The organism is Saccharothrix sp. S26 (assembly GCF_021390395.1).
Classification (GTDB): domain Bacteria; phylum Actinomycetota; class Actinomycetes; order Mycobacteriales; family Pseudonocardiaceae; genus Actinosynnema.
The window spans coordinates 96,632-119,896 of record NZ_JAJUWT010000005.1; the positions used below are offsets into that span (position 1 = coordinate 96,632).

The 23,265-nt window shown below is 73.3% G+C and carries 23 protein-coding genes; 20 read left to right on the forward strand and 3 right to left on the reverse strand.

What is annotated here, in order from left to right; genetic code table 11:
- Window positions 1-301: 301 nt before the first annotated feature.
- The 6 genes from LZG04_RS09430 (at window position 302) to LZG04_RS42395 (ending at window position 6,074) form a co-directional block, all read left to right on the forward strand.
- Window positions 302-859, forward strand: a complete 558-nt coding sequence (locus LZG04_RS09430; protein ID WP_308199021.1) for a DinB family protein — start codon at window positions 302-304, stop codon at window positions 857-859.
- Between the two features lie 100 nt (window positions 860-959).
- Window positions 960-1,979 carry a sigma-70 family RNA polymerase sigma factor gene (locus LZG04_RS09435; RefSeq protein ID WP_233815367.1) on the forward strand — a complete coding sequence of 340 codons (1,020 nt, stop codon included), beginning with the start codon at window positions 960-962 and terminating at the stop codon, window positions 1,977-1,979.
- Window positions 1,980-2,042: 63 nt separating this feature from the next.
- On the forward strand, window positions 2,043-2,633 hold the full coding sequence (locus LZG04_RS09440; RefSeq protein WP_233815369.1) for a PadR family transcriptional regulator: 591 nt from the start codon (window positions 2,043-2,045) through the stop codon (window positions 2,631-2,633).
- Window positions 2,630-3,244 carry a GyrI-like domain-containing protein gene (locus LZG04_RS09445; protein WP_233815371.1) on the forward strand — a complete coding sequence of 205 codons (615 nt, stop codon included), beginning with the start codon at window positions 2,630-2,632 and terminating at the stop codon, window positions 3,242-3,244. Before LZG04_RS09440 ends, LZG04_RS09445 begins: the two co-directional genes overlap by 4 nt.
- A 276-nt stretch (window positions 3,245-3,520) precedes the next feature.
- On the forward strand, window positions 3,521-4,891 hold the full coding sequence (locus LZG04_RS09450; RefSeq protein WP_233815373.1) for a glutamate decarboxylase: 1,371 nt from the start codon (window positions 3,521-3,523) through the stop codon (window positions 4,889-4,891).
- A gap of 4 nt (window positions 4,892-4,895) precedes the next feature.
- Entirely contained in the window at window positions 4,896-6,074 is a 1,179-nt protein-coding gene (locus LZG04_RS42395; protein ID WP_233815376.1) for a cytochrome P450, read from the forward strand.
- 226 nt (window positions 6,075-6,300) lie between these two features.
- On the opposite strand, the gene LZG04_RS09460 is transcribed toward LZG04_RS42395, so the two are convergent.
- Window positions 6,301-6,933, reverse strand: a complete 633-nt coding sequence (locus tag LZG04_RS09460) for a GNAT family N-acetyltransferase (RefSeq protein WP_233815377.1) — start codon at window positions 6,931-6,933, stop codon at window positions 6,301-6,303.
- Window positions 6,934-7,363: 430 nt separating this feature from the next.
- Between LZG04_RS09460 and LZG04_RS09465 the strand changes: the two genes are divergently transcribed.
- From LZG04_RS09465 to LZG04_RS09490, 6 genes are read left to right on the forward strand one after another with little or no spacing between them, the layout of a single operon-like run.
- Window positions 7,364-8,599, forward strand: a complete 1,236-nt coding sequence (locus tag LZG04_RS09465) for an ATP-binding protein (protein WP_233815378.1) — start codon at window positions 7,364-7,366, stop codon at window positions 8,597-8,599.
- Window positions 8,596-9,021, forward strand: coding sequence for a roadblock/LC7 domain-containing protein (locus LZG04_RS09470; protein ID WP_233815379.1), 426 nt, complete (start codon window positions 8,596-8,598; stop codon window positions 9,019-9,021). The genes LZG04_RS09465 and LZG04_RS09470 overlap by 4 nt, the downstream gene beginning before the upstream one ends.
- On the forward strand, window positions 9,018-9,371 hold the full coding sequence (locus LZG04_RS09475; RefSeq protein WP_233815380.1) for a DUF742 domain-containing protein: 354 nt from the start codon (window positions 9,018-9,020) through the stop codon (window positions 9,369-9,371). Before LZG04_RS09470 ends, LZG04_RS09475 begins: the two co-directional genes overlap by 4 nt.
- On the forward strand, window positions 9,349-9,993 hold the full coding sequence (locus LZG04_RS09480) for an ATP/GTP-binding protein (RefSeq protein WP_233815381.1): 645 nt from the start codon (window positions 9,349-9,351) through the stop codon (window positions 9,991-9,993). Before LZG04_RS09475 ends, LZG04_RS09480 begins: the two co-directional genes overlap by 23 nt.
- On the forward strand, window positions 9,990-11,366 hold the full coding sequence (locus tag LZG04_RS09485) for a cytochrome P450 (RefSeq protein ID WP_233815382.1): 1,377 nt from the start codon (window positions 9,990-9,992) through the stop codon (window positions 11,364-11,366). The genes LZG04_RS09480 and LZG04_RS09485 overlap by 4 nt, the downstream gene beginning before the upstream one ends.
- Window positions 11,348-12,454 carry a cytochrome P450 gene (locus LZG04_RS09490; protein ID WP_233815383.1) on the forward strand — a complete coding sequence of 369 codons (1,107 nt, stop codon included), beginning with the start codon at window positions 11,348-11,350 and terminating at the stop codon, window positions 12,452-12,454. Before LZG04_RS09485 ends, LZG04_RS09490 begins: the two co-directional genes overlap by 19 nt.
- Before the next feature lie 353 nt (window positions 12,455-12,807).
- Here LZG04_RS09490 and LZG04_RS09495 read toward each other — a convergent pair whose 3' ends face one another.
- Complete coding sequence (locus tag LZG04_RS09495; RefSeq protein ID WP_233815384.1) at window positions 12,808-13,593, reverse strand: hypothetical protein; 786 nt, start codon at window positions 13,591-13,593, stop codon at window positions 12,808-12,810.
- Window positions 13,594-13,729: 136 nt separating this feature from the next.
- Between LZG04_RS09495 and LZG04_RS09500 the strand changes: the two genes are divergently transcribed.
- The 3 genes from LZG04_RS09500 (at window position 13,730) to LZG04_RS09510 (ending at window position 17,155) form a co-directional block, all read left to right on the forward strand.
- A complete protein-coding gene (locus LZG04_RS09500; RefSeq protein ID WP_233815385.1) occupies window positions 13,730-14,401 on the forward strand; it encodes a DNA alkylation repair protein in 672 nt (223 codons plus the stop codon).
- Window positions 14,402-14,627: 226 nt separating this feature from the next.
- The gene (locus LZG04_RS09505) at window positions 14,628-15,923 is read left to right on the forward strand and encodes a diguanylate cyclase (RefSeq protein ID WP_233815386.1); all 1,296 of its coding nucleotides are present in this window, start codon (window positions 14,628-14,630) and stop codon (window positions 15,921-15,923) included.
- A gap of 5 nt (window positions 15,924-15,928) precedes the next feature.
- Window positions 15,929-17,155: an MFS transporter gene (locus tag LZG04_RS09510; RefSeq protein ID WP_233815387.1), complete on the forward strand. Its 1,227-nt coding sequence runs from the start codon at window positions 15,929-15,931 to the stop codon at window positions 17,153-17,155.
- Here the strand turns inward: LZG04_RS09510 and LZG04_RS09515 are convergent.
- Window positions 17,145-18,047 (reverse strand): LysR family transcriptional regulator, encoded by a 903-nt coding sequence (locus LZG04_RS09515; protein WP_233815388.1) that lies wholly within the window; start codon window positions 18,045-18,047, stop codon window positions 17,145-17,147. The genes LZG04_RS09510 and LZG04_RS09515 overlap by 11 nt on opposite strands.
- Window positions 18,048-18,171: 124 nt before the next feature.
- Between LZG04_RS09515 and LZG04_RS09520 the strand changes: the two genes are divergently transcribed.
- From LZG04_RS09520 to LZG04_RS09540, 5 genes are all read left to right on the forward strand, one after another.
- On the forward strand, window positions 18,172-18,969 hold the full coding sequence (locus tag LZG04_RS09520; protein ID WP_233815389.1) for an inositol monophosphatase family protein: 798 nt from the start codon (window positions 18,172-18,174) through the stop codon (window positions 18,967-18,969).
- A 32-nt stretch (window positions 18,970-19,001) separates the two neighbouring features.
- Window positions 19,002-19,592, forward strand: a complete 591-nt coding sequence (locus LZG04_RS09525) for an NADPH-dependent F420 reductase (RefSeq protein ID WP_233815390.1) — start codon at window positions 19,002-19,004, stop codon at window positions 19,590-19,592.
- 72 nt (window positions 19,593-19,664) lie between these two features.
- Entirely contained in the window at window positions 19,665-20,114 is a 450-nt protein-coding gene (locus LZG04_RS09530) for a Fur family transcriptional regulator (RefSeq protein WP_233815391.1), read from the forward strand.
- Window positions 20,115-22,391: a catalase/peroxidase HPI gene (gene katG, locus LZG04_RS09535; protein WP_233815392.1), complete on the forward strand. Its 2,277-nt coding sequence runs from the start codon at window positions 20,115-20,117 to the stop codon at window positions 22,389-22,391.
- Between the two features lie 126 nt (window positions 22,392-22,517).
- Window positions 22,518-23,189 (forward strand): AIM24 family protein, encoded by a 672-nt coding sequence (locus LZG04_RS09540; RefSeq protein ID WP_233815393.1) that lies wholly within the window; start codon window positions 22,518-22,520, stop codon window positions 23,187-23,189.
- Window positions 23,190-23,265 lie beyond the last annotated feature (76 nt).

A 23,265-nucleotide genomic window follows, 5' to 3' on the forward strand; every position in this document is an offset into this window, starting at 1 on the left:
GTGGTGGCGCCGGCCGCCGGCCGGGACGTACTGCGGGCAGCCAGTCTGCGGCCGGCCGGCCCACCGGCAGGTGCAACCGGTGCAGCTCGCCGGACAACGCCCGGACCGGCCCTTCGGACACGTCCGGTCGCGGCAGTGCTCCCACGACGACGGGTAGGACTCCCGGCACCGCGATCGCCGGGATTCGGGTCGGATTCACCTTGTTGGCCCCTCGACCCGGACTTGCCGGAACGGCAAGTTCCCGTGCCGAACCCGGTGGCGCGTGGCGAGACTGGCCCCAGCCCACCCGAAGGGAGCACCGATGCCCACGCCCGCCGCCTCCCACCGCACCCACCGCGACCAACCACCACCCCGGACCCACCGCGATCAACCACCGCAGCGCACCCACCGCGATCAACCACCGCCCCGCACCGGCGGCGGCGAGGCCGAGACGCTGCGCGGGTTCCTCGACTACCTGCGCGCCTCGATCGAGGCGAAGGTCCGCGACGCCCCGGAGCCTCAGGTGCGGACGTCCGCGGTGCCGTCGGGCACCACGCTGCTCGGCCTGGTCGGGCACCTCACGGCGGTGGAGCGCGCGACCTTCCTCGGCGAGGACGTCGCCGACTGGCGGGCGACCTTCCACCCCTCGCCGCGCGACGGCGTCGCCGACGTCCTGGCCCGCTACCGTGAGGCGGTCGACCTCGCCGACGACGTCCTCGACCGGTGCGCCGACCTCTCCGCGCCGATCCCCACCGCACGGCCGCGACGGCGCGCGCCCAGCGCCCGCTGGGCGCTCACCCACCTGATCGAGGAAACCGGTCGCCACGCGGGCCACGCCGACATCCTGCGCGAACTGGCCGACGGGGTCACCGGGCGCTGATCCGCCCGAGATCTTCCGTCGGTGATCCACGAGCACGCCGTCGTGCCGGATACTCGGGGGTCGACGGTGGCCGTCCACCCGAGCACGGAGGAGCAACCGCATGCCAGGGTCGTCCCGGGTCGGGCGTTCGGCGGAGGAGCTGCCGGCGGCGGCACGGGCCGGGGACGGGGAGGCGTTCCGGGAGCTGGTCGAGCCGTACCGGCGCGAGCTGCACGTGCACTGCTACCGGATGCTGGGTTCGGTGCAGGACGCCGAGGACCTGGTGCAGGAGACGCTGCTGGCGGCGTGGCGCGGCATCGGCGGGTACGAGGAGCGCGCGTCGGTGCGGACCTGGCTGTACCGGATCGCGACCAACCGCTGCCTCAACGCCCTGCGCGCGGTGTCCCGGCGGCCCCGCGAGCAGCCGGAGGTCGAGTTCCCGGAGCCGTCCCACCACCGGGCCGAGCCGTTGTGGCTGGAGCCCTACCCCGACGTGCTGCTCGACGAGGTCGCCGACCAGGTGCCCGGGCCGGAGGCGCGGTACGAGGTCCGGGAGTCGGTGTCGCTGGCGTTCCTGGCGGCGGTGCAGCAGTTGCCGCCGCGGCAGCGGGCCGTGCTGATGCTGCGCGACGTGCTGCAGTTCCGCGCGGGCGAGGTCGCGGCCATGCTCGGCACCACCGAGGACGCCGTGACCGGCGCCCTCAAGCGGGCGCGCGGCGCGTTGGCCCGCGAGCTGCCCGGACCGGACCGCGACAGCGCGCCGTTGCCGGGCTCGCCGCGCGAACGGCAGGTCGTGGACGACTTCGCCCGCGCGTTCCAGGCCGGTGACGTCGAGGCGGTGGTGGCGATGCTGACCGGCGACGTGCGGCTGACCATGCCGCCGCTGCCGCAGGAGTACGTCGGCCCGGAGGCCGTCGGGCGGGTCCTGGCCGCGGTGGCGCTGCGCGACGGCCGCCGCCACGAGCTGGTGCCGACCCGGGCCAACGGCCAGCCCGCGTTCGGCCTCTACGTGCGCGACCCGGCGACGGCGGTCCCGCACGCGCACGGGCTGCTGGTGCTGACCCTGGCCGGCGACCGGGTCGCCGCGCTGACCCGCTTCCACGACAACTCGCTGCCGGCCGCCTTCGGGCTCGACGCCTGACCGTCCCACCCGCCGGCAGCCCACCCCGTCGAGACCGGTTGTCCTAGTACTAGAATAATCCGCGTGACCCCGGACCTGACGCCCGCCGAGCTGACCCTGCTGGGCCTGCTCGTGGAGAAACCCCGGCACGGCTACGAACTGGAGGAGGTGATCACCGCCCGCGGCCTGAGGGAGTGGACCGAGATCGGGTTCAGCTCCATCTACTACCTGCTGGCCAAGCTGCGCGACCGCGGCCTGGTGGCCGAGGTGGACGGGCTGGACGGGCTGGACGGGGTGGACCGGCCGGGGTCGGGGCGCGGCAAGGCCCGCAAGGTCTTCGGCCCCACGACCGAGGGACGCCACGCGTGCGCGCGGGCCGCCGAAGCCGCGGTGGCCGAGCTGCGGCCGGTGCACCCGCCGGTCCTCGTCGGGCTGGCCAACCAGCCCGTCATCCCGCCACGACGGCTGCGCGCCGCGCTCGACCGCCGGGCCGCCGCGGTGGCCGGGAAGATCGCCGAGCTGCGCGCGGCCGTCGCCGCCCAACCGCACGCGCCCCGCTTCGCCCGCGCGATCTTCGACTACTCGCTGGCCCAGCTCGAGGCCGAACAGCGCTGGCTGTCCGACTACCGGGCCGAACTGACCGCAGCACCCGACCAGGAGGACGACCGGCCGTGAGCACCGACCGCTACGACGTCAAGCGCGAGCTCAAGCAGCTCTACGCGCCCAAGAACACCGACTGGGCGCTCGTCGACGTGCCCGAGCAGCAGTTCCTCGCCGTCGACGGCCGCGGCGACCCCAACACCAGCGCCGCGCACGCCCACGCCGTCGAAGCGCTCTACTCGGTGGCCTACACGATCAAGTTCGCGAGCAAGCGCGAGGGCCGCGACCTCGTCGTCGCACCGCTGGAGGGCCTGTGGTGGGCCGACGACCCGGAGGTCTTCACCACGCGCGCCAAGGAGTCGTGGCACTGGCGAATGCTCATCTGCCAACCCGACTGGATCACCGAGGAGGCGATCGAGGACGCCAAGCGGGCCGTCGCGGCCAGGAAGGAGCTGCCCGCGCTCGCCGACGTCCGTCGCGAAGTCCTGCACGAAGGGCTCAGCGCCCAGGCCCTGCACATCGGCCCCTACGACGACGAAGGACCGATCCTGGCCAGGCTGCACGACGAGTGGCTGCGCGCGAACGACCTGCGGATGACCGGCCTGCACCACGAGGTCTACCTCGGCGACCCGCGCCGGACCGAGCCCGCGAAGCTCCGGACCGTGCTGCGCCAACCCGTCCGGTGACTCCGCGTGCGCCAGCCTGTCGCGCCGAGGTGTCGCCGAAATGACGTAATGTGGCACGGCGAATTTCACGTTCCGCCGCCGGAAACGGCATCGTGCGCTCTTTCGTGTCGCGTTTCCGGGTGATCTCGCGCACTGCTTCGCCCCGCGGAGCCGGGAATCAGGGCGCGCTCGACTCGAACAGGTGACGCCCACTCCACCTGAACAGGGCTAACCGTTGCCGCGATTGACGCGATAGACCTCTTGGTGTTCCTCGGCATCCCGCAGAATGAGGTCACCATGAGTTTGCAGCGCGTCATCACCGATGAGCGAGACGTGCAGGTCGCTCCCGTTTTCGCGCAGCGGATCGACGAGGACGTGATCCCCAAGGGCAGGCTGCCGGAGAACCCGATCCCCGCGGGTGTCGCGGCGGGCATCGTGCACTCGCGGCTGCTGCTCGACGGCCGGGCCGCCCTCAACCTGGCCACGTTCTGCACCACGTCGGCCGAGCCGGAGCTGGAGCGGATCTACGCCGACACCGCCGCGATCAACCTCATGAACCGCGAGGAGTACCCGGCCAGCTCCGACATCGAGCAGGAGTGCATCAACGCGCTGGCGGGCCTCTGGCACGAGGACGACGGCCGGTTCATCGGCTGCTCCACCAGCGGCAGCTCGGAAGCGGCCATGCTCGCCGGGCTGGCCATGCTGCGCCGCTGGCGCGAGCGCGGCGGCACGGGCACGCCGAACATGGTGTTCGGCAGCCACGTCCACGTCTGCTGGCCGAAGTTCTGCAACTTCTGGGACGTGGAGGCCCGCGTGGTGCCGCTGGAAGAGGGCCGCACGACGCTCGACCCGGCGCTCACCGCCGAGGCGGTGGACGGCAACACCATCGGCGTCGTCGCGGTGCTCGGCAGCACCCAGGACGGGCGCTACGACCCGGTCGCGGAGATCGCCGCCGCGCTCGACGCCGTCGCGGCCGACCGGGGCGTGGACGTGCCGCTGCACGTCGACGCGGCCAGCGGCGGGTTCGTCGCGCCGTTCCTCGACGTCGACATCGCCTGGGACTTCGCGCTGCCCCGGGTGGTGTCGATCAACGCGTCCGGCCACAAGTTCGGCCTCGTCTACCCCGGGTCGGGGTGGTGCCTGTGGCGCGATCCCGAGTACCTGCCCGAGTCGCTGGTCTTCGACTGCAACGTGCTCGGCGGCCACCACCCGACGTTCACGCTGAACTTCTCCCGGCCCGCCTCCGGCGTGATCGCGCAGTACTACCAGTTCCTGCGCAACGGGATGGCCGGCTACCGGATGATCGCGCAGCGGTGCCAGGAGGTCGCGCGGCACGTCGCCAAGGGCATCGAGGCCGCCGGGCCGTTCGAGATCGTCGGCGACGGCGAGGACCTGCCGGTGGTGGCGTTCCGCCTGCGCGACCCGAAGGCCGTCGGCTTCACGGTGTACCACCTGTCCGAGGCGCTCAGGGGCGACGGCTGGCACGTGCCCGCGTACAGCCTGCCGCCGAACCTGGAGCACGTGCACGTGCTGCGCGTGGTGTGCCGGCAGGGGTTCACGCTCGACCTCGCGGCGAAGTTCCTGGAGAGCTTGGCCAAGCACACCGAGAAGCTGGGCAGCCACCCGTTCCCGCTGCCCGAGGCGACCGCCCCGTCGTTCACGGACTGACACCGTGGTCACGATCAGGGAACTGGAGACCGACCCCTACCCCGTGTACGCGCGCCTGCGCCGCGAGGAGCCGGTCACCTGGGTGCCGGACGCGCGCCAGTGGCTGGTCACCCGCTGGCGCGACGTGCGCACCGTGCTGACCGACACCGAGCGGTTCACCACGGAACAGCCGTCGTCGCCGCTGCACGCGCTGTGCGGCGGCGCGCCCATGCTGTTCCGGGAGGGGCCGTCGCACCGGGACGTGCGGGAGGCGTTCCGGCACGACTACGACCCCCACCGGGTGACGGACTACGTCGACACCATCGCCCGGCCGATCGCGCACCGCGTGGCCGACGACCTGGCCCCGACCGGCGGCGCCGACCTGGCCGCGGACTACTTCGAGCCGGTCACCGCGATCGCCATGGCCGCGCACCTCGGCGCCGGGCCGGAAGGGGCGGACGAGTTGCGGCGGTGGGGGAAGGTGCTCACCGACGTGGCGAACAACTTCGGGCGCGACCCGGCGGTGGACGCCGAGGCGGCCGGGGTGATGGCCGACGACGTGGCGGTGACCGCGCTCGTCCGCGGGCTGCGCGAGCGCCCGGACCGGTCGGTGATCTCGCACCTGCTGCACGCGAACCGGCGCGGCCAGGGCGCCCGGCCGGACGCCGACGTGCTGCCGGTGCTCAAGCACCTCGGGCTGAGCGTGATCGAGCCCGGGTGGTTGGCGGCCTGGACGCTGGTGGCGCTGTGGTCGGAGCCGGACCAGCTCGCCGCGGTCCGCGCCGACCGGGCGCTGCTGGGCGCGGCGGTGTACGAGGCGTTGCGGTGGAGCGGACCGGTCGGCGTGCTGGGCAGGCGCACGACCCGGGACGTGACGCTGGGCGGCCGGGACATCCCGGCGGACAGCGTGATCGCCGCCGCCATCGCCTCGGCCAACCGGGACGAGGAGGAGTTCACCGACCCCGACCGGTTCGACCTGCACCGCGACGTCCGCACGCACCTGGGCTTCGGCGTCGGTCCGCACGGCTGCCCGGCGCACCCGCTGGTCACCGCCGCGGCACGGACCGCGCTGGACGTGCTGCTGGAGCGGATGCCCGGCGTGCGGCCGGCGCAGGGGACGCGGGGCACGCCGCACGGCTGGAAGCTGCGCCTCACCGGACCGCTCCACGCCGTGTGGGACGTGGCGGCCAGAAAGGTGTCCTGACGGGTGCGCCGCGCGTGCGGCGGTGTTCGGCTGTGAGGGCCGCCGCACGCGCAGCACACCGGTCCGCATCGGGAGCGTGAACGCGCCGCGCCCGGTTCGGGGCGACTCGACGGTCCGCTCGCGCGCAGTCCGGCCGGTGCTCGGCACAGGCGGCAGCCGCCGTGCCGGACACCGATCCCGACGCCTCGCGCTCCTCCACCGCGTTCCCCTGGTCGGCGACGCCGGTTCAGGGCGCCGCCGGCTCCGGGAGGTGCGCCGCGACGACGTCCGAGTCGACCCGCCACCCGAGCGACTCGTACAGGTGACGCCCCTCGACCGTGCTGACGAGGACCGCGACGCCGGCACCGAGGTCCGCCGCCCGCGCGCCGATCGTGCTCATCACGTGCCGCCCCAGCCCGAGCCGCCGGTGCGCGGGCTCCGTCTCGACCTGGTCCACCACCGCCGCGCCACCGTGCACCGCGAACCGGCCCCGTGCGGCCCGATCACCGTCCGGACCGGTCACGACCACCTGGGCGAACCCGCGCTCGCGCACGACGGCGGTCCGGTACCCGTCCGGCGCGGACGTGACGACACCGCCTCCCAGGGCACAGCTCATCAAGAACTCCGGGTCGCCCACCACCCACTTCCGACCGAACAACGGCACCGCCTCCGCCCGCGGCGCGCAGACCTTGAGCCAGGTTCCCGGCCCCGTCAGCTCCGTCGCCCGCGCGCGCACCGACGCCGTGCCGACCAGCACGAACCGCACGCGGTGCCCCGGCGTGCCGACGTCGATCCGGAACCCGTCGGGCTCCTCCACCGGCTCCGGCGTGCCGCGGCACGCCGACCAGCCCCTCACCCACTCCCGCACGCGTCGTTCCACGAGATCAGCACCCTAGCCGGAGGCCGTGCACGGGATCGTCGAACGGCCGCCTGCCCGGCGCGGTCGCACCCCGGCCGTACCGTCCGCCGCCACCTGCGAATTCGCGGCGAAAGCGCACGACAGCCACCATTGCGAACCGCGGAACGGCATCGTGGTGACTCCGATTCGGCACCGCGCGAATTGATGCTGGTCAGCCCGCGTGAAATTGCGTCCAGGACGCCGCGCGAGAGCGCCGACCACCCCCTGCATCCATTGTCCATTGTGGACATATGGTAGTGCTTTTCCCCGACGGTTGCTCCATTGGAGGGAGACTGCGGCTGCCACTTGGCGTCCGACGAAACCCCGTGATAAAGATCAGAGCTCTGCTGGCGCACTGGTATCCGGCAGCTCGCCCGCACCCGAGGGATTGATGGACCGACAAACACTCGCGATGGCGTTCTGGGTTCTGCTCGCCATCGTGCTGATCGCCGTGTTCCTGCTGGTACGCCAACACCGCACGACCCGCGCGTTGCGGTCCAGAGCCGAGGCCGCCGAGGCCGCGGCGCGGACGGTGGCCGAGGAGGAGCGCCACCTGGTCGAGGTCCGGCTCCCGGCGCTGGCCGAGTCGCTGGACCACAGGCCCGTCGAGGTGCCCGGCCCGAGGAGCCCGGAGGCGGCCGAGACCCACGACCGGGTGCTCGCGCTGTTCGCCCACTCCGTCCGGCAGGCGACCGAGCGGGGCGAGCAGTCGGCCCGCGCCACGCTCAAGTCGATGATGCGCGCCGTGCAGAGCCTGTCCAACGAGCAGCAGGTCGCGATCTCGGCCATGCAGGAGCGGCACGACGACCCGGACGTGCTCGCCGGCCTCATGCGGGTCGACCACATGAACTCCCAGCTCAACCGGCGCGCCCAGGCCACCGCCGTGCTCTGCGGCTCCTGGCCCGGCCAGCAGCGGTCGGCGTCGGCGCTGACCGACGTGGTGCGCGGCGCCACCTCGCGGATCCGGGACTACCTGCGCGTCAACCTGCCCGCCGAGTCCGACGTCGCGGTGGTCAGCCGCGCGGTCGAGCCGGTCGTGCTGGCCGTGGCCGAGCTGCTCGACAACGCCGCACGGCACTCGCCGCCCAACACCAGCGTCGAGGTCAACTTCCAGCAGGCGCACAACGGCATGGTCGTGATGATCGACGACGGCGGCGTCGGCATGACCGTCGAGGAGCTCAACCGCGCGGCCCGCCTCCTGGCCGGCACCGGGTCCAACGACATCAACCGGCTCGGCGACCCTCCGCAGGTCGGTTTCGCGGTCATCGGCGTGCTGGCCCGGCGCTACGGCTTCCGCGTCTCGGTGGACACGCGCTCCCCGTACGGCGGTGTACGCGCGGTGGTGTTCCTGCCGACCGAGCTGCTCACCCGCGTCAGCAAGCCCACCATGCCCGACAACGCCGTCGCGCTCCCCCCGGAGCAGCGCCGGCAGCCGCGACCGGACGCGGACGACGCCGCGCCGGGGCGCACCCCCGGCGGCCTGCCCAGACGACGGCGGACCCAACCCGCCGACCAGGGCTCCGCCGTCGTCCCGGCACCGGCCACCCAGCGGGTCCCGACCGGGCTGGCCGCCTGGAAGCGCGGGACCGACTCGGGCCGGGCCACCACCCCACCGCCGCCAGTCGCTGAAGGGAACACCCAGGCATGAACACTTTGGGCTGGATGCTCGACGACGCCCTGGCGATGCCGGAGACGCGGCACGCCGTCCTGCTGTCGGCCGACGGGCTGCTGATGGCGCACTCCGCCGGCATCGACCGCGACGACGCCGAACGGCACGCCGCCGCGATGTCCGCGTTGCAGTCGCTGGCCCGCGCCACCGCCGAGTTCTGCGGCCAGACCGGCGCCGACTGGCAGCAGACGGTCAGCGAGTTCGTCGGCGGCTACGTGTTCCTGGCCGCCGCGGGGCCGGGCGCGTACCTGGCCGTGTCGGCGACCGAGCGGGTGGACATGGAGGCGGTGTCCTTCCGGATCCAGGAGCTGGTCCAACGGCTGGGCAAGGAGCTCACCAGCCCGCCGCGGCAGACCGGGCCCGCCGGCCCGCCGCAGCGAGGGGCGGGCGGCCCGGCGTGAGCGCCGACAGGCGGTTGCAGGGCCTGGTGCGGCCGTACGTGGTGACCGGTGGCCGCGCCCACGCCAGCCGCAACACCTTCGACGCCGTCACGGTGGTGATCGCCACCCGCGAGCAGGTCGCCGGGTTGTCGCCGGAGAAGAAGCGGCTGATGGAGCTGTGCCGCGGCGGCGCGCTGTCGGTGGCCGAGATCGCCGCCCACCTCTCGCTGCCGATCAGCGTGACCAAGGTGCTGCTGTCCGACCTGGTCGACAGCGGTCACATCGCCACCCACGCCGCGGTCTCGCACGCCGCCCGCCCCGACATGAAGCTGCTGAAGGACGTGCTCGATGGCCTCCGTGCTCGCCTCTGACGGGCCCGCCTCCCCGAACGGACCGGCCCCGAACAGACCGGCCGACGCCGGCGTGTACCTGCGCGACACCGTGCGGACGGCGGTGAAGCTGCTGGTCGTCGGTCCCTTCGCGGTCGGCAAGACCACCTTCGTCGGCACCCTCTCCGAGATCAGGCCGCTGCGCACCGAGGAGACGATGACGCAGGCGGGCGCCCTCGTCGACGACCTCGCCGGGGTCGAGGGCAAGTCCACCACCACGGTGGCGCTCGACTTCGGCCGGCTGACCCTCAGCGACGAGCTGGTGCTCTACCTGTTCGGCGCGCCCGGCCAGCAGCGGTTCACCAGCATCTGGAAGGACATCGCCCACGGCGCGCTCGGCGCGCTCGTGCTGGTCGACACCCGCCGCCTGGACCAGTCCTTCGAGGTCATGGACCTGCTGGAGGAGCTGCGCATCCCGTACGCGGTGGCGGTCAACACCTTCGACGGCGCGCCCCCGTTCCCCCCCGACGAGCTGCGGGACGCGCTGGACCTGCTGCCCGAGACACCCCTGATGTCCTGCGACGCCCGTGACGCGACCTCGTCCACGCGGGCGCTCGTCACCCTCGTCGAGTACCTGCTCACCCGCACCCAGGAGAACGCGTGACCTCGCAAGCCGCCCCCGGGCAGGCATGTCCCGCACACCACGGCCGCACGCCCCTGTACGGCCCCGAGTTCGCCGCCGACCCGGCCGCGACCTACCAGGCCCTGCGCGAGCACGGGCCGGTCGCGCCGGTCGAGCTGGCGCCCGGTGTGCCCGCCAGCCTCGTCGTGGGCTACTCGGCCGCGCTGGAAGTCCTGCGCAACCCCAGCGCGTTCCCGCGCGACCCGCGCCAGTGGCAGGCGAAGATGCCACCGGACTGCCCGGTGCTGCCGATGATGATGTACCGGCCCAACTGCCTGTTCACCGACGGTGCGCAGCACGCGCGGCTGCGTGCCGTGGTCACCGACAGCCTGGCCCGGGTGGACGCGAACGCGTTGCGCGCCAACGTCGAGCGGACCGCGGACCGGCTGATCGCCCGGTTCGCCCCCGACGGGGAGGCCGACCTGCTCGCCCAGTACGCGCGGCTGCTGCCGTTGATGATCTACAACCACCTCTACGGCTGCCCGCCGCAGCTGGGTGACCGGCTGGTGGCCGCCATGCGCGCCGTCTTCGACATGGTCGAGCCGGAGAAGGCCAACGCCGAGCTGACCCGGTGCATGGTGGAGCTGGTGGCGCTCAAGCGACGGCAGCCCGACCAGGACATGCCCTCGTGGATGATGGCCCACCCGGCCCGGCTCACCGACGAGGAGCTGATCCACCAGCTCGTCCTGCTGATGGGCGCGGGCACCGAGCCCGAGCAGAACCTGATCGCCAACGGCATCCGGCTGCTGCTGTCCGACGACCGGTTCGCGGGCAGCCTCTCCGGCGGCAGCCTGCCGGTCGAGGAGGCGCTGGACGAGGTGCTGTGGACCGACCCGCCGATGGCGAACTACTCGGCGAGCTACCCGGTCGAGGACACCGACTTCGCGGGCGTCCGGCTGCCCGCCGCCGAACCGGTGGTGATCAGCTTCGCGGCGGCCAACAACGACCCCGCGCTGGCCGGCCAGCAGCGCTCGGGCAACCGCGCCCACCTCGCGTGGAGCGCGGGCGTGCACTCGTGCCCGGCCCAGCAGCCCGCCCGGCTGATCGCGTCGGTGGCGATGGAGAAGATCCTCGACGCCCTGCCCGACATGCGGCTGGCCGTCCCGGTCGAGGAGCTCGTCTGGCGGCCTGGCCCGTTCCACCGCGCGCTCGACGCGCTCCCCGTGCGTTTCACCCCGGTAGCCGTGCCCGTCCCGTCCGACGAGTCACCTGGAGAAACCCGATGGAACGCACAGCCGACCCCGTCGTCCTCGACCCCACCGGCCGTGACATCCACGCCGAGTCCGCCGCCCTCGCCGCACGGGGCCCGGCGACGCTGGTGGAGCTCCCTGGCCGGGTGGTTGCGTGGGCGGTGACCCACCAGGACACCCTGCGCGACCTGCTCGCCGACCCGCGGGTCTCCAAGGACCCCCGGCAGCACTGGCCCGCGTACACCAGCGGCGCGATCTCCGAGGACTGGCCGCTGCACGTGTGGGTGTCGGTGCAGAACATGTTCACCGCGTACGGCGCCGACCACCGCCGCCTGCGGTCGCTGGTGTCCAAGGCGTTCACGCCGCGGCGGGTGGCGGCGATGCGGCCGTGGATCGAGGAGATCACCCACCGGCTGCTGGACGAGCTGGACGCCGCCGAGCAGCCGGTCGACCTGCGGGAGCGCTTCGCCTACCCGATCCCGATCGAGGTCATCTGCCAGTTGTTCGGCGTGCCCGCGCAGGCGAGGTCGCAGCTGCGGAAGGTGGTCGACGGCGTCTTCGACACCACGGTCACCGCCGAGGCGGCCCAGGCGAACGTCGTGCAGCTCTACGGGATCATGCACGAGCTGGTCGCGGCGAAGCGGGAGGACCCCGGTGACGACCTGACCAGCGGCCTGATCGCGGTGCGCGAGGACGACGGCTCGAAGCTGGAGGAGGCCGAGCTGGTCGACACCCTGATCCTGGTGATCTCCGCGGGCTACGAGACCACGGTGAACTTATTGGACCAGGCGATCACGGCCCTGCTGACCCACCCGGAGCAGCTCGCCGCGGTGCGGGCGGGCACGAGCGGCTGGGGTGACGTGATCGAGGAGACCCTGCGCTGGCAGGCGCCGATCGCGAACCTGCCCCTGCGCTACGCCGTGGAGGACATCGAGATCGGCGACGGCGTCGTCATCGCCAAGGGCGACGCGATCCTGGCGGCCTACGCGGCGGCGGGCCGCGACCGGTCGGTCCACGGCGACACCGCCGACCGGTTCGACATCACCAGGGCGGACAAGGCGCACCTGGCGTTCGGGCACGGCGCGCACTACTGCCTGGGTTCGCCGCTGGCCCGGATGGAAGCGGAGATCGCCCTGCCCGCGCTGTTCGCCCGGTTCCCCGACCTGCGGTTGGCCGTCGAGCCGCACGAGCTGAGGCCGGGCCAGTCCTTCATCTCCAACGGCCACGAATCGCTGCCGGTGACGCTGAAGTAGCCGCGGCCGGGGCGCGGGACCACCGGTGTCGCGCCCCGCCCTCGGCGTACTGCGGCGTCACGAGGAAGACGAACTCGTGCACCCGGTCGGCTCGGAGACGACGGAGGTCTCCCGGTCCGGGTGCCGTGGCGCATCAGCAGTTCCTGGTGCACGGGGGGTCACGCCGCCGTCGTCGTTGACCGGGTCGCCGAACACCTCCAGCGCTCACGTGTCGCCGCCGACGACGGCCGGCCGGAACCGCGCGAGCCACCGCGCAGGTAGGTGCCGGGCATCCCCTTCGCGCCCCCCGCGCGATGTCCGCCGGGTCGCGACGGGCCGGCAACCCCTTCCAGCCGGTGTGGAGCAGCACCACGTCACCCGGTTCGACGGCGCGGATCCCGCCGAACTCCATGGCGTCCTCGACGGTGGTGCGGTGGTCCTCGCGCAGCGGCGGTTGGCCGTTGCTCGCCGGCTCCGCCAGGTCCCGCACGCGGCCGCGGGCCGGCTTCACGCCCAGGACGTCCGGCAGCACGCCACGCGTGACGATCGGCCCCACGTGCTCGGCGCCCGGCTTCGCGGTGCCGTGGGCGCGGGCGGTAGGTCGTGGCCGGCGGTCCGGGGTGCGCCGGGGAGGTCTCCGCCTCGAACCGCTCCTCGTGCGCGCCGGCCCGGTTGACGCCCAGCGGCTCGGTCCCGATCACGATGCCGCCCGCGTCCCGCGACCCCGGCGGCGGCCTGTGCCCCGAGACCGTGAGCCGTTGCTGGTAGGTGCCCGGGCGTTGCATCCGCATGGCCGGGAAGCCGTTCCACCTCAGCTCGCCCAGGTCGTAGGTCTGCACGTCGTGGTGACGGCGCAGCAGCGCGAGCGCCGACGCCGTCTTGGCCGGGGTCACCTCGTTCAGCGCACCGCGCTGGTACCCCGGCCCGTAGCGGCCGGGCGGGGGTGGCCGGGTCGGCGCAGTCGACCAGCGCGTCGTCGGCCGCGGCGGCGCTCGCGGGCGTCGTGCCGACCAGGGCGGCCCGGCCGCGGACCGCCCCGCCCGGAACACCGGGTCGAAGTGGTTCTTCCAGGCCGCGCCGGCGGCCCCGGCCGTCGCGAGCACCTCCCGCCGGCCGACGTGGTGCCTGGTGAAGCAGTCGCGCAACTGGTCGGGGTCCATGTGGCGACTCCTTCCCCGCAGGGTGAACGGCCAACCACCTGGAGGAGGCAACGGCGCGCTGCCGTCAGCGCTTTGGCGACCACCGGGTCCGCTGTGGTTTCCTCGGCATCCCCCGGTGACGGACAGGAGGCTCGCGGTGGCGGAGACGACGGTGGCCGAGGTGATGGCCGAGCTGTCCGCGCTCGAGGACCCGAGGGCCCGCGCGGTCAACGAGAAGCACGGTGACGACCACGGCGTGAACCTCGGCGAGCTGCGCGCGCTGGCGAAGCGGCTGAAGACCCAGCAGGAGCTCGCGCGGCGGCTGTGGGAGACCGGTGACACGGCGGCGAGGCTGCTGGCGCTCCTCGTCTGCCGGCCGAAGGCGTTCGCGCGGGACGAGCTGGACGCCATGCTCCGCGAGGCGCGCACGCCCAAGGTGCACGACTGGCTGGTGAACTACGTGGTGAAGAAGAGCCCGTTCGCCGAAGAGCTGCGCCTGGCGTGGTCGGCCGACCCGGATCCGGTGGTCGCGAGCGCCGGGTGGGCGCTGACCACCGAGCGGGTGGCCAGGACGCCCGAGGGGCTCGACCTCGCGGCCCTGCTCGACGTCGTCGAAGCCGAGATGAGGACCGCGCCGGACCGCCTCCAGTGGGCGATGAACCACTGCCTGGCCCAGATCGGCATCGACCACCCCGAGCACCGGGCGCGTGCGATCGACATCGGCGAACGCCTCGGAGTGCTGAAGGACTACCCGACTCCCCGGAACTGCACCTCCCCGTTCGCGCCGGTCTGGATCACGGAGGTGGTCCGCCGCCGAGCCGCCGGGTAGGCGGCCACGACCCGTGCGGCGTCGCGGCCCGGCCGCCGTGCGGGGTGGCGGCCGGGCCGGTTCGGGGTCAGCGACGCCAGTCGTTCGGCCGGCCGGTGCGCCAGTCGTTGGGGCGGGTGGAGCCGGCGTTGGTCGTGATGGTGCTCATGCTGCTCTCCTGGGGTGCTCGACTGACTGTGATGGCTTGGTTACGGTGTCATCACCTGTTGGGAGGCGGTGACACCTCATGGTCGCGGGGGAACGACGAGGGCGCGCGTCCCCTCTCGCCCGGTGTCGCGGCTGGTCGCTGTGGCGGCTGCCGCGAGCCGTGCTGGTCTACGTGCTGGCCGTGGAGGCCGTGGCGGTGGTCGCGGTGGCGGCCGTGGCCGGGCTGACGCCGGTGACCGGTCGCCACTGGGCGTGGTTCGGGGTGCTCGCGGCCGCGGCCGTGGTGCACTTCGAGGCGGCGCGCGGGCTGGAACGGGTGCGCGAGGTGGCCGCGGAGGGCAGCCCGTACGCGCACCCGCAGTCGATCTGGCTGTTCGCGGGCGTGCTGGTGCTGCCGCCGCCGCTGGTGGCCGCGTTGGTCGCGGTGAGCTACGGCTACGGGTGGCTGCGGATCTACCGGCGCAGCCCGCTGCACCGCAAGGTCTTCTCCGCCGCCACGGTGCTGCTGGCCTGCTGGTCGGCGGGCGCGATCCTGCTCGTCGCCCACCCGGACCCGGCGCTGCCGCACGCCGCGCAGCTGACCGGCCCGGTCGACCTGGGCGCGCTGGTGGCGGCCGGGGTGACGTACTGGCTGGTCAACCTCGCGCTGGTGGTGGGCGCGATCCTGCTGTCCACGCCGGCGCGGCCGGGGCGCGACGTGCTGGGGCCGCTGAGCCAGCAGTTGGTCATCGCGGCGTCGATCGGCCTGGGCACGGGCCTGGCGGTGGTGCTGGTGACGGCCCCGTGGGTGGTGCCGGTGCTGGTGGTGACCATGCTCGGGATGCACCTGGGGCTGCTGCTGCCGGTCTACCGCACCGCCGCGCGGGTGGACGGCAAGACCGGCGCGCTGACCTCGGTGGCGTGGACCGAGCGCGCCGCCGCCGAGCTGGCCCGGTCGGCGGCGACCGGCGCGCCGATGGCGGTGCTGCTGCTCGACCTCGACCACTTCAGCGACATCAACAACACGCGCGGGCACCTGGCCGGTGACCACGCGCTGCGCGCGGTGGCCGCCGAGCTGCGCCGCCAGGTGCGTGACGACGACCTGGTGGGCAGGTGGGGCGGCGAGGAGTTCGTGGTGCTGCTGCCGGGCGCGGACGCGACCGCCGCCCGGCAGGCCGCCGAACGCATCCGCGCCGCGGTCAGGACGCCGTTGACCGACGTGCCCGCCACCGGTGGCCGGGACGTGGACGACCTGCGGATCACCGCGTCGCTGGGCGTGGCCGCGTACCCGGTCCACGGCGACACGGTCGACCGGCTGCTGCTGGCCGCCGACACCGCGCTGTACCGGGCGAAGAACAACGGCCGGGACCGGGTCGAGACCGCGCCGGCCGGCTGACCCGGATGGTGGCGGCGGACGGCGGGCGGGTGCGGTACCGCGAGGTGTTCTCCTCCGGCGAGTTCCGGGCGTTGTTCGCCGCGCACACCGTCTCCACCGTCGGCGACCAGTTCGCCCGGGTCGCGCTCACCGTGCTGGTGTTCCGCGACACCGGCTCCCCCGCGTGGGCGGCGATCACGTACGCGTTGACGTTCCTGCCCGACCTCGTGGGCGGCCCCCTGCTGGCGGGACTGGCCGACCGCCATCCCCGACGCGCGGTGATGGTGTGCTCCGACGTCGTGCGCGCCCTGCTGGTCGCGCTGATGGCCGTGCCGGTCCTGCCGTGGCCGGTGGTGTGCGGGCTGCTGGTGCTGCTGCAGCTGGCGGGCGCGCCCGCGGTCCCGGCCCGGACCGCCCTGCTGCCGCACGTGCTGCCCGGTCCGGCGTTCCGCGCGGGCGCGGCCGCGCTGTCCACCGTGAGCCAGGCCGCCCAGGTCGCCGGGTTCGCCGCCGGCGGTGTCCTGGTCCTCGCGATCGGCACGGGCGGCGTGCTGCTGCTGGACGCCGCGTCGTTCGCGGTGTCGGCGGCCGTGGTGGCGTGGCGAGTTCGGGCCCGGCCCAGGCCCGGTGGCGACGGCGTGGCCCGGCCGGGGTGGTGGCGGGCGACGGCGGCCGGCGCGGTCCTGGTGTGGCGTGACCGGCGGCTCCTCGCGCTGGTCGGCTTCGCGGCGCTGTCGGCGTTCTACATCAGCGGCGAGGCGCTGGCCGTGCCGCTGGCCGACCAGCTCGGCGGCGGGCCGGTCGCGGCCGGGCTGCTGTTCGCCGCCTACCCGGCGGGGTGCGCGGTGGCGAGCCTGGTCGTGGCCACCCGCCCGGAGGCCGTCCAACTGCGCGCCCTGCCCGTGCTGGCGGTGGCGACCAGCGCGGTGCTGGTCGCCTGCGCGCTGCGGCCCGGCCTGCCGGTCCTGGTGCTGCTGTTCGCCGCGTCCGGCGCCGCGTCGAGCTACCACGCCATCGCCTCGCCGACGTTCGCGCTGTGGACCCCGGACGAGGCCCGCGGCCAGGTCTACGGCCTGGCCGTCACCGCGCTCAAGATCGCGCAGGGCCTCGGCGTCGCCGCCGCCGGCCTCGCCGCCGAGCACGTGCCGCCGCACCAGGTGGTCGCGGCGGGCGGTGTGCTGGGTGTGCTCGCGGCCCTGGGCGTCGGCGTGCTGTGGCGGCGCAGCGGCGTCCGCCGCCTCGTCAGGGACTGACCTGGGTCAGGGCGGCCCGGGCGAGGTCGCGCAGCCAGGCGTGGGCGGGGTCGGTGTCGTGGCGCTGGTGCCACGACAGGTACACCGGGGCGGGCGGCAGGTCCAGCGGCAGCGGGAGCAGGGCCAGGTCGGGACCGGCCGCCGTCGCGCGGGCGGTGGCTTCGGGGACGGTGACGACGAGGTCCGACTCGCGCGCGAAGGCGAAAGCGGCGGCCTCGGTGGGCACGGCGGCCACCACCCGCCTGGTCAGCCCCAGCCGCGCGAGGGTGTCGTCGAGCGCGTTGGCCAACCGGCCGCGCCGTGACACGGTGATGTGCTCCGCGGCGGCGTACCGCGCGGCGGTGACGGTCTGGACGCGGGTCAGCGGGTGGTCGCGCCGCACGGCGAGCACGTGACGCGTCTCGGCCACCCGTTCGGCGCGCAGGTCGGCCGCGGTCGGACGGCTCGCGTTCGCCTCCAGGTCGACCTCGCCGCGCCGCAGCCCGGGTGTGTCGGTGCTCGACTCGGCGATGAAGCGCAACCGCACGCCCGGCGCGCGGTCGCGCACGGCCGTGAGCAGGGCGGGACCGGCGAGCGCGACGAGCGAGTCGTGCCAGCGCAGCGTGAACGTGCGGTCGAGCGTGGCGAGGTCGAGCTCACGGCTCGGTGCGAGCACGCCTTGAACCTGCCGGAGCAGCTCGTGCACCTGCTCCCGGACGGAGAGCGCGTACGGCGTCGGCGTCATCGTCCGCCCGGTGCGCACCAGGATCTGGTCACCCGTCGTGCGCCGGATCCGGCCGAGGCTGCGGCTCATCGCGGGTGCGGTGACGTGCATGCGCTCGGCCGCCCCCGCCACGCTGCCCTCTTCGAGCAGGGCGTCGAGCGCGGCGAGCAGGTTCAAATCCAAGTGCATGTGAGTAATGCTAGCCGTGTTTTACCTGCACTTGCTGTTAATCCACAGCCCGAATACCGTCGGATCACCGGGCCGGGACAACTCGCCCGATCACCTTTCACCCCTGTTCAGACGGGACATCGTCATGCCTGGAACAACCCGGGACGCGGAGCTGCTCGCCCAGACCGCGAACGCCGTGCGCGCGGCCGGTTCGGTGCTGCTCGAATGCTTCGGCGAGGTGGTGCGCCACCGGACCCGCGACGAGCTGGTGCGTGCGCTCGCGGCGAACGACAACGCGGCCCTCGACGTCCTGCGGCCCCGCCTCACGGACCTGCGCCCGGACGCCCGCTGGGTGGCCGACGAACTCGCCGGCGGCGCGCTGCCGCCCGGCGAGTGGTGGGTGGTCGACCCCGCCGAGGGCAACGTCAACCACCTGCGCGGCCTGCCGGACTGGGCGGTCACCGCCACCCTGGTGCGCGACAACCAGCCCGTGCTCACCGCGGTCCACGTGCCGACGACCGGTGAGACCTACACCGCGCTCGCGGGCGGCGGCGCGCACGTCGACGGCCGCCCGTTGCGCGTGTCCGACACCGCGGACCTCGGCCTGGCCGTCGTCGCCACCAGCCAGGCCAGGCCGGACGAGGCCGAGGAGGTCGTGCGGCGGGTCGGCGCCTCGATCACCTCGATGCTGCGCGACGCGCTCGTCGTGCGCACGTCCGTGCCCGCGACCCTGCACCTGCTGACCGTGGCGGCCGGCCGGGTCGACGCCTTCTGGCAGTTCGCCGGCGCCCGCGCGGACCTGCTGCCCGGCGCGTTGCTCGTGGCCGAGGCGGGCGGGCGGATCTCCGATGCGCAAGGCCGACCGTGGACCCCGGACGCCGAGGGCTTCCTCGCCGCCGCGCCGGGCGTGCACGCCGCGGCCGTCACCACGCTCTCCCGTTGAGCACCCGTGAACACCGGAAAGGACCACCGATCATGACCACGATCGCCGTGCTCGGGAACGGCCGCGTCGGCGGCGCGCTCGCCGCCGCCCTCACCGACGCCGGCCACGAGGTGGCGGTGGTCGGCCGGGGCGCGGCCGCCAGAGCCGTCGCCGGCGCACAGGTCGTCATCAACGCCACCCCCGGTGCGGGCTCGCTCGACCGGCTCGCCGCGCTGCGCGCGCAGTTGCGGGACAAGGTGCTGGTCGACGTCTCCAACGCCACCACCGACGGACCGGACGGGCTGCCGGCCGACCTGATCTACCCGGGGTCGAGCCTGGCGGAGCACCTGCAGGACGCGCTGCCCGACACGCGGGTGGTCAAGACCCTCAACACGATGCTGCACCCCGTGATGACCGCGCCCGCCTCGCTCGCCCAACCGCCGACCGCGTTCCTCTCCGGTGACGACCCGGGGGCCAAGCGGGTCGTGCGCGGCCTCCTGGCCGACCTCGGCTGGCGCGAGGAGTGGATCACCGACCTCGGTCCGATCACGACCGCGCGGGCCACCGAAGCCGCGATCCTGTTCGTGCCGCACGTGATCCGGTCCGCCGGCCTGAGCCCCTTCGCGATCTCGATCGCCCGCTGACGGGGGCGCGGTGTGACACGGGCGACAGGGCTAATTTTGATTAATTCCAGTCTTGGGCTCTAAGGTCGTGGTGTGACACCCGACTTCGAGGCGCAGCTCCGGGCGGTCTCGTTGCGCGTGACCCGGCCTCGATTGGCGGTGCTCGCCGCGCTGCGCGACCACCCGCACGTCGACACCGAGACGGTCATCTCCCTGGTGCGGGCGGACCTGCCCGCGGTGTCGCACCAGGCCGTCTACGACGTGCTGCGGGCGTTGACCAACGCCGGCCTGGTGCGGCGCATCGAGCCCGCCGGCGCGACCGCCCGCTACGAGACCCGGGTCGGGGACAACCACCACCACGTCGTGTGCCGCTCGTGCGGCGCCATCGCGGACGTCGACTGCGTCGTCGGTCACAGCCCTTGTCTCACCGCCTCGAACGACCACGGCTTCGCGGTCGACGAGGCGGAGGTCGTCTTTTGGGGCACCTGCCCCGACTGCGCGGCCGAACACACCGCCCATGAACCGCCAGTTGGAAGGAAGTAGATGAGCGACCTCAGGACAACGCCCGGCTCCGATGCTCAGGGCGTGGACCAGAAGGCCGCGGTCGGCTGCCCGGTCGCGCACGACTCCGTGACCGCGCACGGCAGCGAGAGCGAGAACCCGGCGATCGACTCGCCGACCCCGAAGACCGGTGGACGGCCGCGCAGCAACCGGGACTGGTGGCCCAACCAGCTGGACCTCTCGGTGCTGCACGCCCACTCGCCCAAGGGCAACCCGCTCGGCGAGAACTTCAACTACGCCAAGGAGTTCGCCAAGCTCGACGTCGAGGCCCTCAAGCGCGACATCATCGAGGTCCTCACCACCTCGCAGAGCTGGTGGCCCGCCGACTTCGGCCACTACGGCGGCCTGATGATCCGGCTGAGCTGGCACGCCGCGGGCACCTACCGCACCCACGACGGCCGCGGTGGCGCGGGCGACGGCGGTCAGCGCTTCGCCCCGCTCAACAGCTGGCCCGACAACGCCAACCTGGACAAGGCCCGCCGGCTGCTGTGGCCGGTCAAGCAGAAGTACGGCCAGAAGATCTCGTGGGCCGACCTGCTCGTGCTGGCCGGCAACGTCGCCCTGGAGTCGATGGGCTTCAAGACCTTCGGCTTCGCCTTCGGCCGCGAGGACGTCTGGGAGCCCGAGGAGATCTTCTGGGGCCCGGAGGACACCTGGCTGGGTGACGAGCGCTACGTCAGCGAGACCGAGATGGCCCCTGAGGTCGGCGCGACCGAGATGGGCCTGATCTACGTCAACCCCGAGGGTCCGCGCGGCAGCGCCGACCCGCTGGCCGCGGCGCACTTCATCCGCGAGACCTTCGGCCGGATGGCGATGAACGACGAGGAGACCGTCGCCCTCATCGCCGGCGGCCACACGTTCGGCAAGACGCACGGCGCGGGCGTCGCCGACGGCCACGTGGGTGCGGAGCCGGAAGGCGCTCCCCTGGAGGCGCAGGGCCTGGGCTGGCTGAGCACCTACGGCAGCGGCAAGGGCGCCGACACGATCACCAGCGGGCTCGAGGTGACGTGGACGGACAAGCCGACGCAGTGGAGCAACCGCTTCTTCGAGATCCTCTTCGGCTACGAGTGGGAGCTCACCACGAGCCCCGGCGGCGCGAAGCAGTGGGTCGCCAAGGACGCCGAGGCGATCATCCCGGACGCGCACGACCCGGCCAAGAAGCACAAGCCGACCATGCTCACGACGGACCTGTCGCTGCGCGTCGACCCGGCGTACGAGAAGATCTCGCGCCGCTTCCTGGAGCACCCGGACGAGTTCGCGCTGGCGTTCGCCAAGGCCTGGTACAAGCTGCTGCACCGCGACATGGGTCCGGTCAGCCGCTTCCTGGGCCCGTGGGTGCCCGAGGTCCAGCTGTGGCAGGACCCGGTGCCGGCCGTCGACCACGAGCTGGTGGGCGAGGCCGAGATCGCCGCGCTCAAGGCGAAGGTGCTCGACAGCGGGCTGACGACCGCCGAGCTGGTCACCACCGCGTGGGCGTCGGCCGCGAGCTTCCGGTCCACCGACAAGCGCGGTGGCGCCAACGGCGCGCGGATCCGCCTGGAGCCGCAGCGCAACTGGGAGGTCAACCAGCCCGACCAGCTCGCGAAGGTGCTGGAGGTCCTGGAGGGCGTCCGGCGCGACTTCAACGAGGCGGGCGGCGCGAAGATCTCGCTGGCAGACCTGATCGTGCTGGCCGGGTCCGCCGCGGTGGAGAAGGCGGCGCGTGACGCCGGCTTCGACGTGACCGTGCCGTTCCGCCCGGGTCGCACCGACGCCACGCAGGAGCAGACTGACGTCGAGTCGTTCCAGTTCCTGGAGCCGCGCGCGGACGGGTTCCGCAACTACCTGCGTGCCGACGAGAAGCGCCAGCCGGAGGTGCTGCTGGTCGACCGCGCGTACATGCTCGACCTGACCGCGCCGGAGATGACCGTCCTCGTCGGCGGCCTGCGCTCCCTCGGGGCCAACCACGGCGGTGCGCAGCACGGCGTGCTCACCGACCGGCCCGGCCTGCTCACCAACGACTTCTTCACCAACCTGCTCTCGCCGGGCACCCGGTGGCAGGCGTCGAAGTCCGAGGAGCACGTCTACGAGATCCGCGACGCGGAGACCGACGAGCTGAAGTGGACCGCCACCGCGGTCGACCTCGTGTTCGGCTCCAACTCGCAGCTGCGGGCCCTGTCCGAGGTCTACGCCAGCGACGACGCCCGCGAGAAGTTCGTGGCCGACTTCGTCTCGGCGTGGACGAAGGTCATGGAGCTCGACCGGTTCGACCTCGCCTGATCACCTCGCGAGCAGTGGGAGAGCCCGGCCGGTCCGTTGGTGGGCCGGCCGGGCTCTCCCCGCTCCACCGTCACCTGGCGTGACCCCGGTGATGCGCGGTCCGGTGATCACCTGCACTATCGGGGTATGCGCAGCTCACTGTTCCACCACGCCGAGCGGTCCGTCGAGCCCGGCAGCTTCCAGCTCCAGAACGACCGCATGCTGAAGGTGGACCTCACCGGCAGCGGCGGGTTCTTCTTCGCCAAGCAGGGGTCGATGGTCGCCTACCAGGGTGACGTCGACTTCGCCTACGAGGGCGCGGGCGGCCTCGGCAAGCTGTTCAAGAAGGCGTTCACCGGCGAGGGCATGTCGTTGATGAAGGTGTCGGGCAGCGGGGACGTGTTCCTCGCCCAGGACGCCGACGAGATCTTCGTGCTCTACCTGGAGGACGAGAGCGTGACCGTCAACGGCAAGAACGTCCTCGCCTTCGAGTCCACCCTGAAGTGGGACATCAACCGCGTCGAAGGCGCCTCCATGCTGACCGGCGGCCTGTTCAACACCACCTTCACCGGCACGGGAGCCCTCGCCGTGACCGCCTACGGCACCCCGGTCGTGCTGAACGTCGACGTGCCGACCTACGTCGACATGCAGGCCGCCGTCCTGTGGTCCACCACCCTCCAGTCCTCGATCCGCAAGACCGCCAAACTGGGCGCCGTCATCGGCCGCGGCTCGGGCGAGGCCTACCAGCTCGCGCTGTCGGGTCAGGGCATCGTCGTCGTCCAAGCCTCCGAGGGCCACCCCACGCCACAGGCGCAGTGACCACGTCCCAGGCGGTCACGGCGTGCACCACACTCAGGCACGCCGTGACCGCCTGCGATACGCGGCCCGCGTCCGA

Excerpts from the sequence above, each read along its gene's own strand:
- LZG04_RS09450 (WP_233815373.1), top strand. The coding sequence starts at position 3,521 with ATGAGTTTGCAGCGCGTCATCACCGATGAGCGAGACGTGCAGGTCGCT.
- LZG04_RS09470 (WP_233815379.1), top strand. The coding sequence starts at position 8,596 with ATGAACACTTTGGGCTGGATGCTCGACGACGCCCTGGCGATGCCGGAG.
- LZG04_RS09495 (WP_233815384.1), bottom strand. The coding sequence starts at position 13,593 with ATGGACCCCGACCAGTTGCGCGACTGCTTCACCAGGCACCACGTCGGC.
- LZG04_RS09435 (WP_233815367.1), top strand. The coding sequence starts at position 960 with ATGCCAGGGTCGTCCCGGGTCGGGCGTTCGGCGGAGGAGCTGCCGGCG.
- LZG04_RS09480 (WP_233815381.1), top strand. The coding sequence starts at position 9,349 with ATGGCCTCCGTGCTCGCCTCTGACGGGCCCGCCTCCCCGAACGGACCG.
- LZG04_RS09515 (WP_233815388.1), bottom strand. The coding sequence starts at position 18,047 with ATGCACTTGGATTTGAACCTGCTCGCCGCGCTCGACGCCCTGCTCGAA.
- LZG04_RS09505 (WP_233815386.1), top strand. The coding sequence starts at position 14,628 with ATGGTCGCGGGGGAACGACGAGGGCGCGCGTCCCCTCTCGCCCGGTGT.
- LZG04_RS09520 (WP_233815389.1), top strand. The coding sequence starts at position 18,172 with ATGCCTGGAACAACCCGGGACGCGGAGCTGCTCGCCCAGACCGCGAAC.
- LZG04_RS09430 (WP_308199021.1), top strand. The coding sequence starts at position 302 with ATGCCCACGCCCGCCGCCTCCCACCGCACCCACCGCGACCAACCACCA.
- LZG04_RS09510 (WP_233815387.1), top strand. The coding sequence starts at position 15,929 with ATGGTGGCGGCGGACGGCGGGCGGGTGCGGTACCGCGAGGTGTTCTCC.
- LZG04_RS09465 (WP_233815378.1), top strand. The coding sequence starts at position 7,364 with ATGGCGTTCTGGGTTCTGCTCGCCATCGTGCTGATCGCCGTGTTCCTG.
- LZG04_RS09540 (WP_233815393.1), top strand. The coding sequence starts at position 22,518 with ATGCGCAGCTCACTGTTCCACCACGCCGAGCGGTCCGTCGAGCCCGGC.
- LZG04_RS09525 (WP_233815390.1), top strand. The coding sequence starts at position 19,002 with ATGACCACGATCGCCGTGCTCGGGAACGGCCGCGTCGGCGGCGCGCTC.
- katG (WP_233815392.1), top strand. The coding sequence starts at position 20,115 with ATGAGCGACCTCAGGACAACGCCCGGCTCCGATGCTCAGGGCGTGGAC.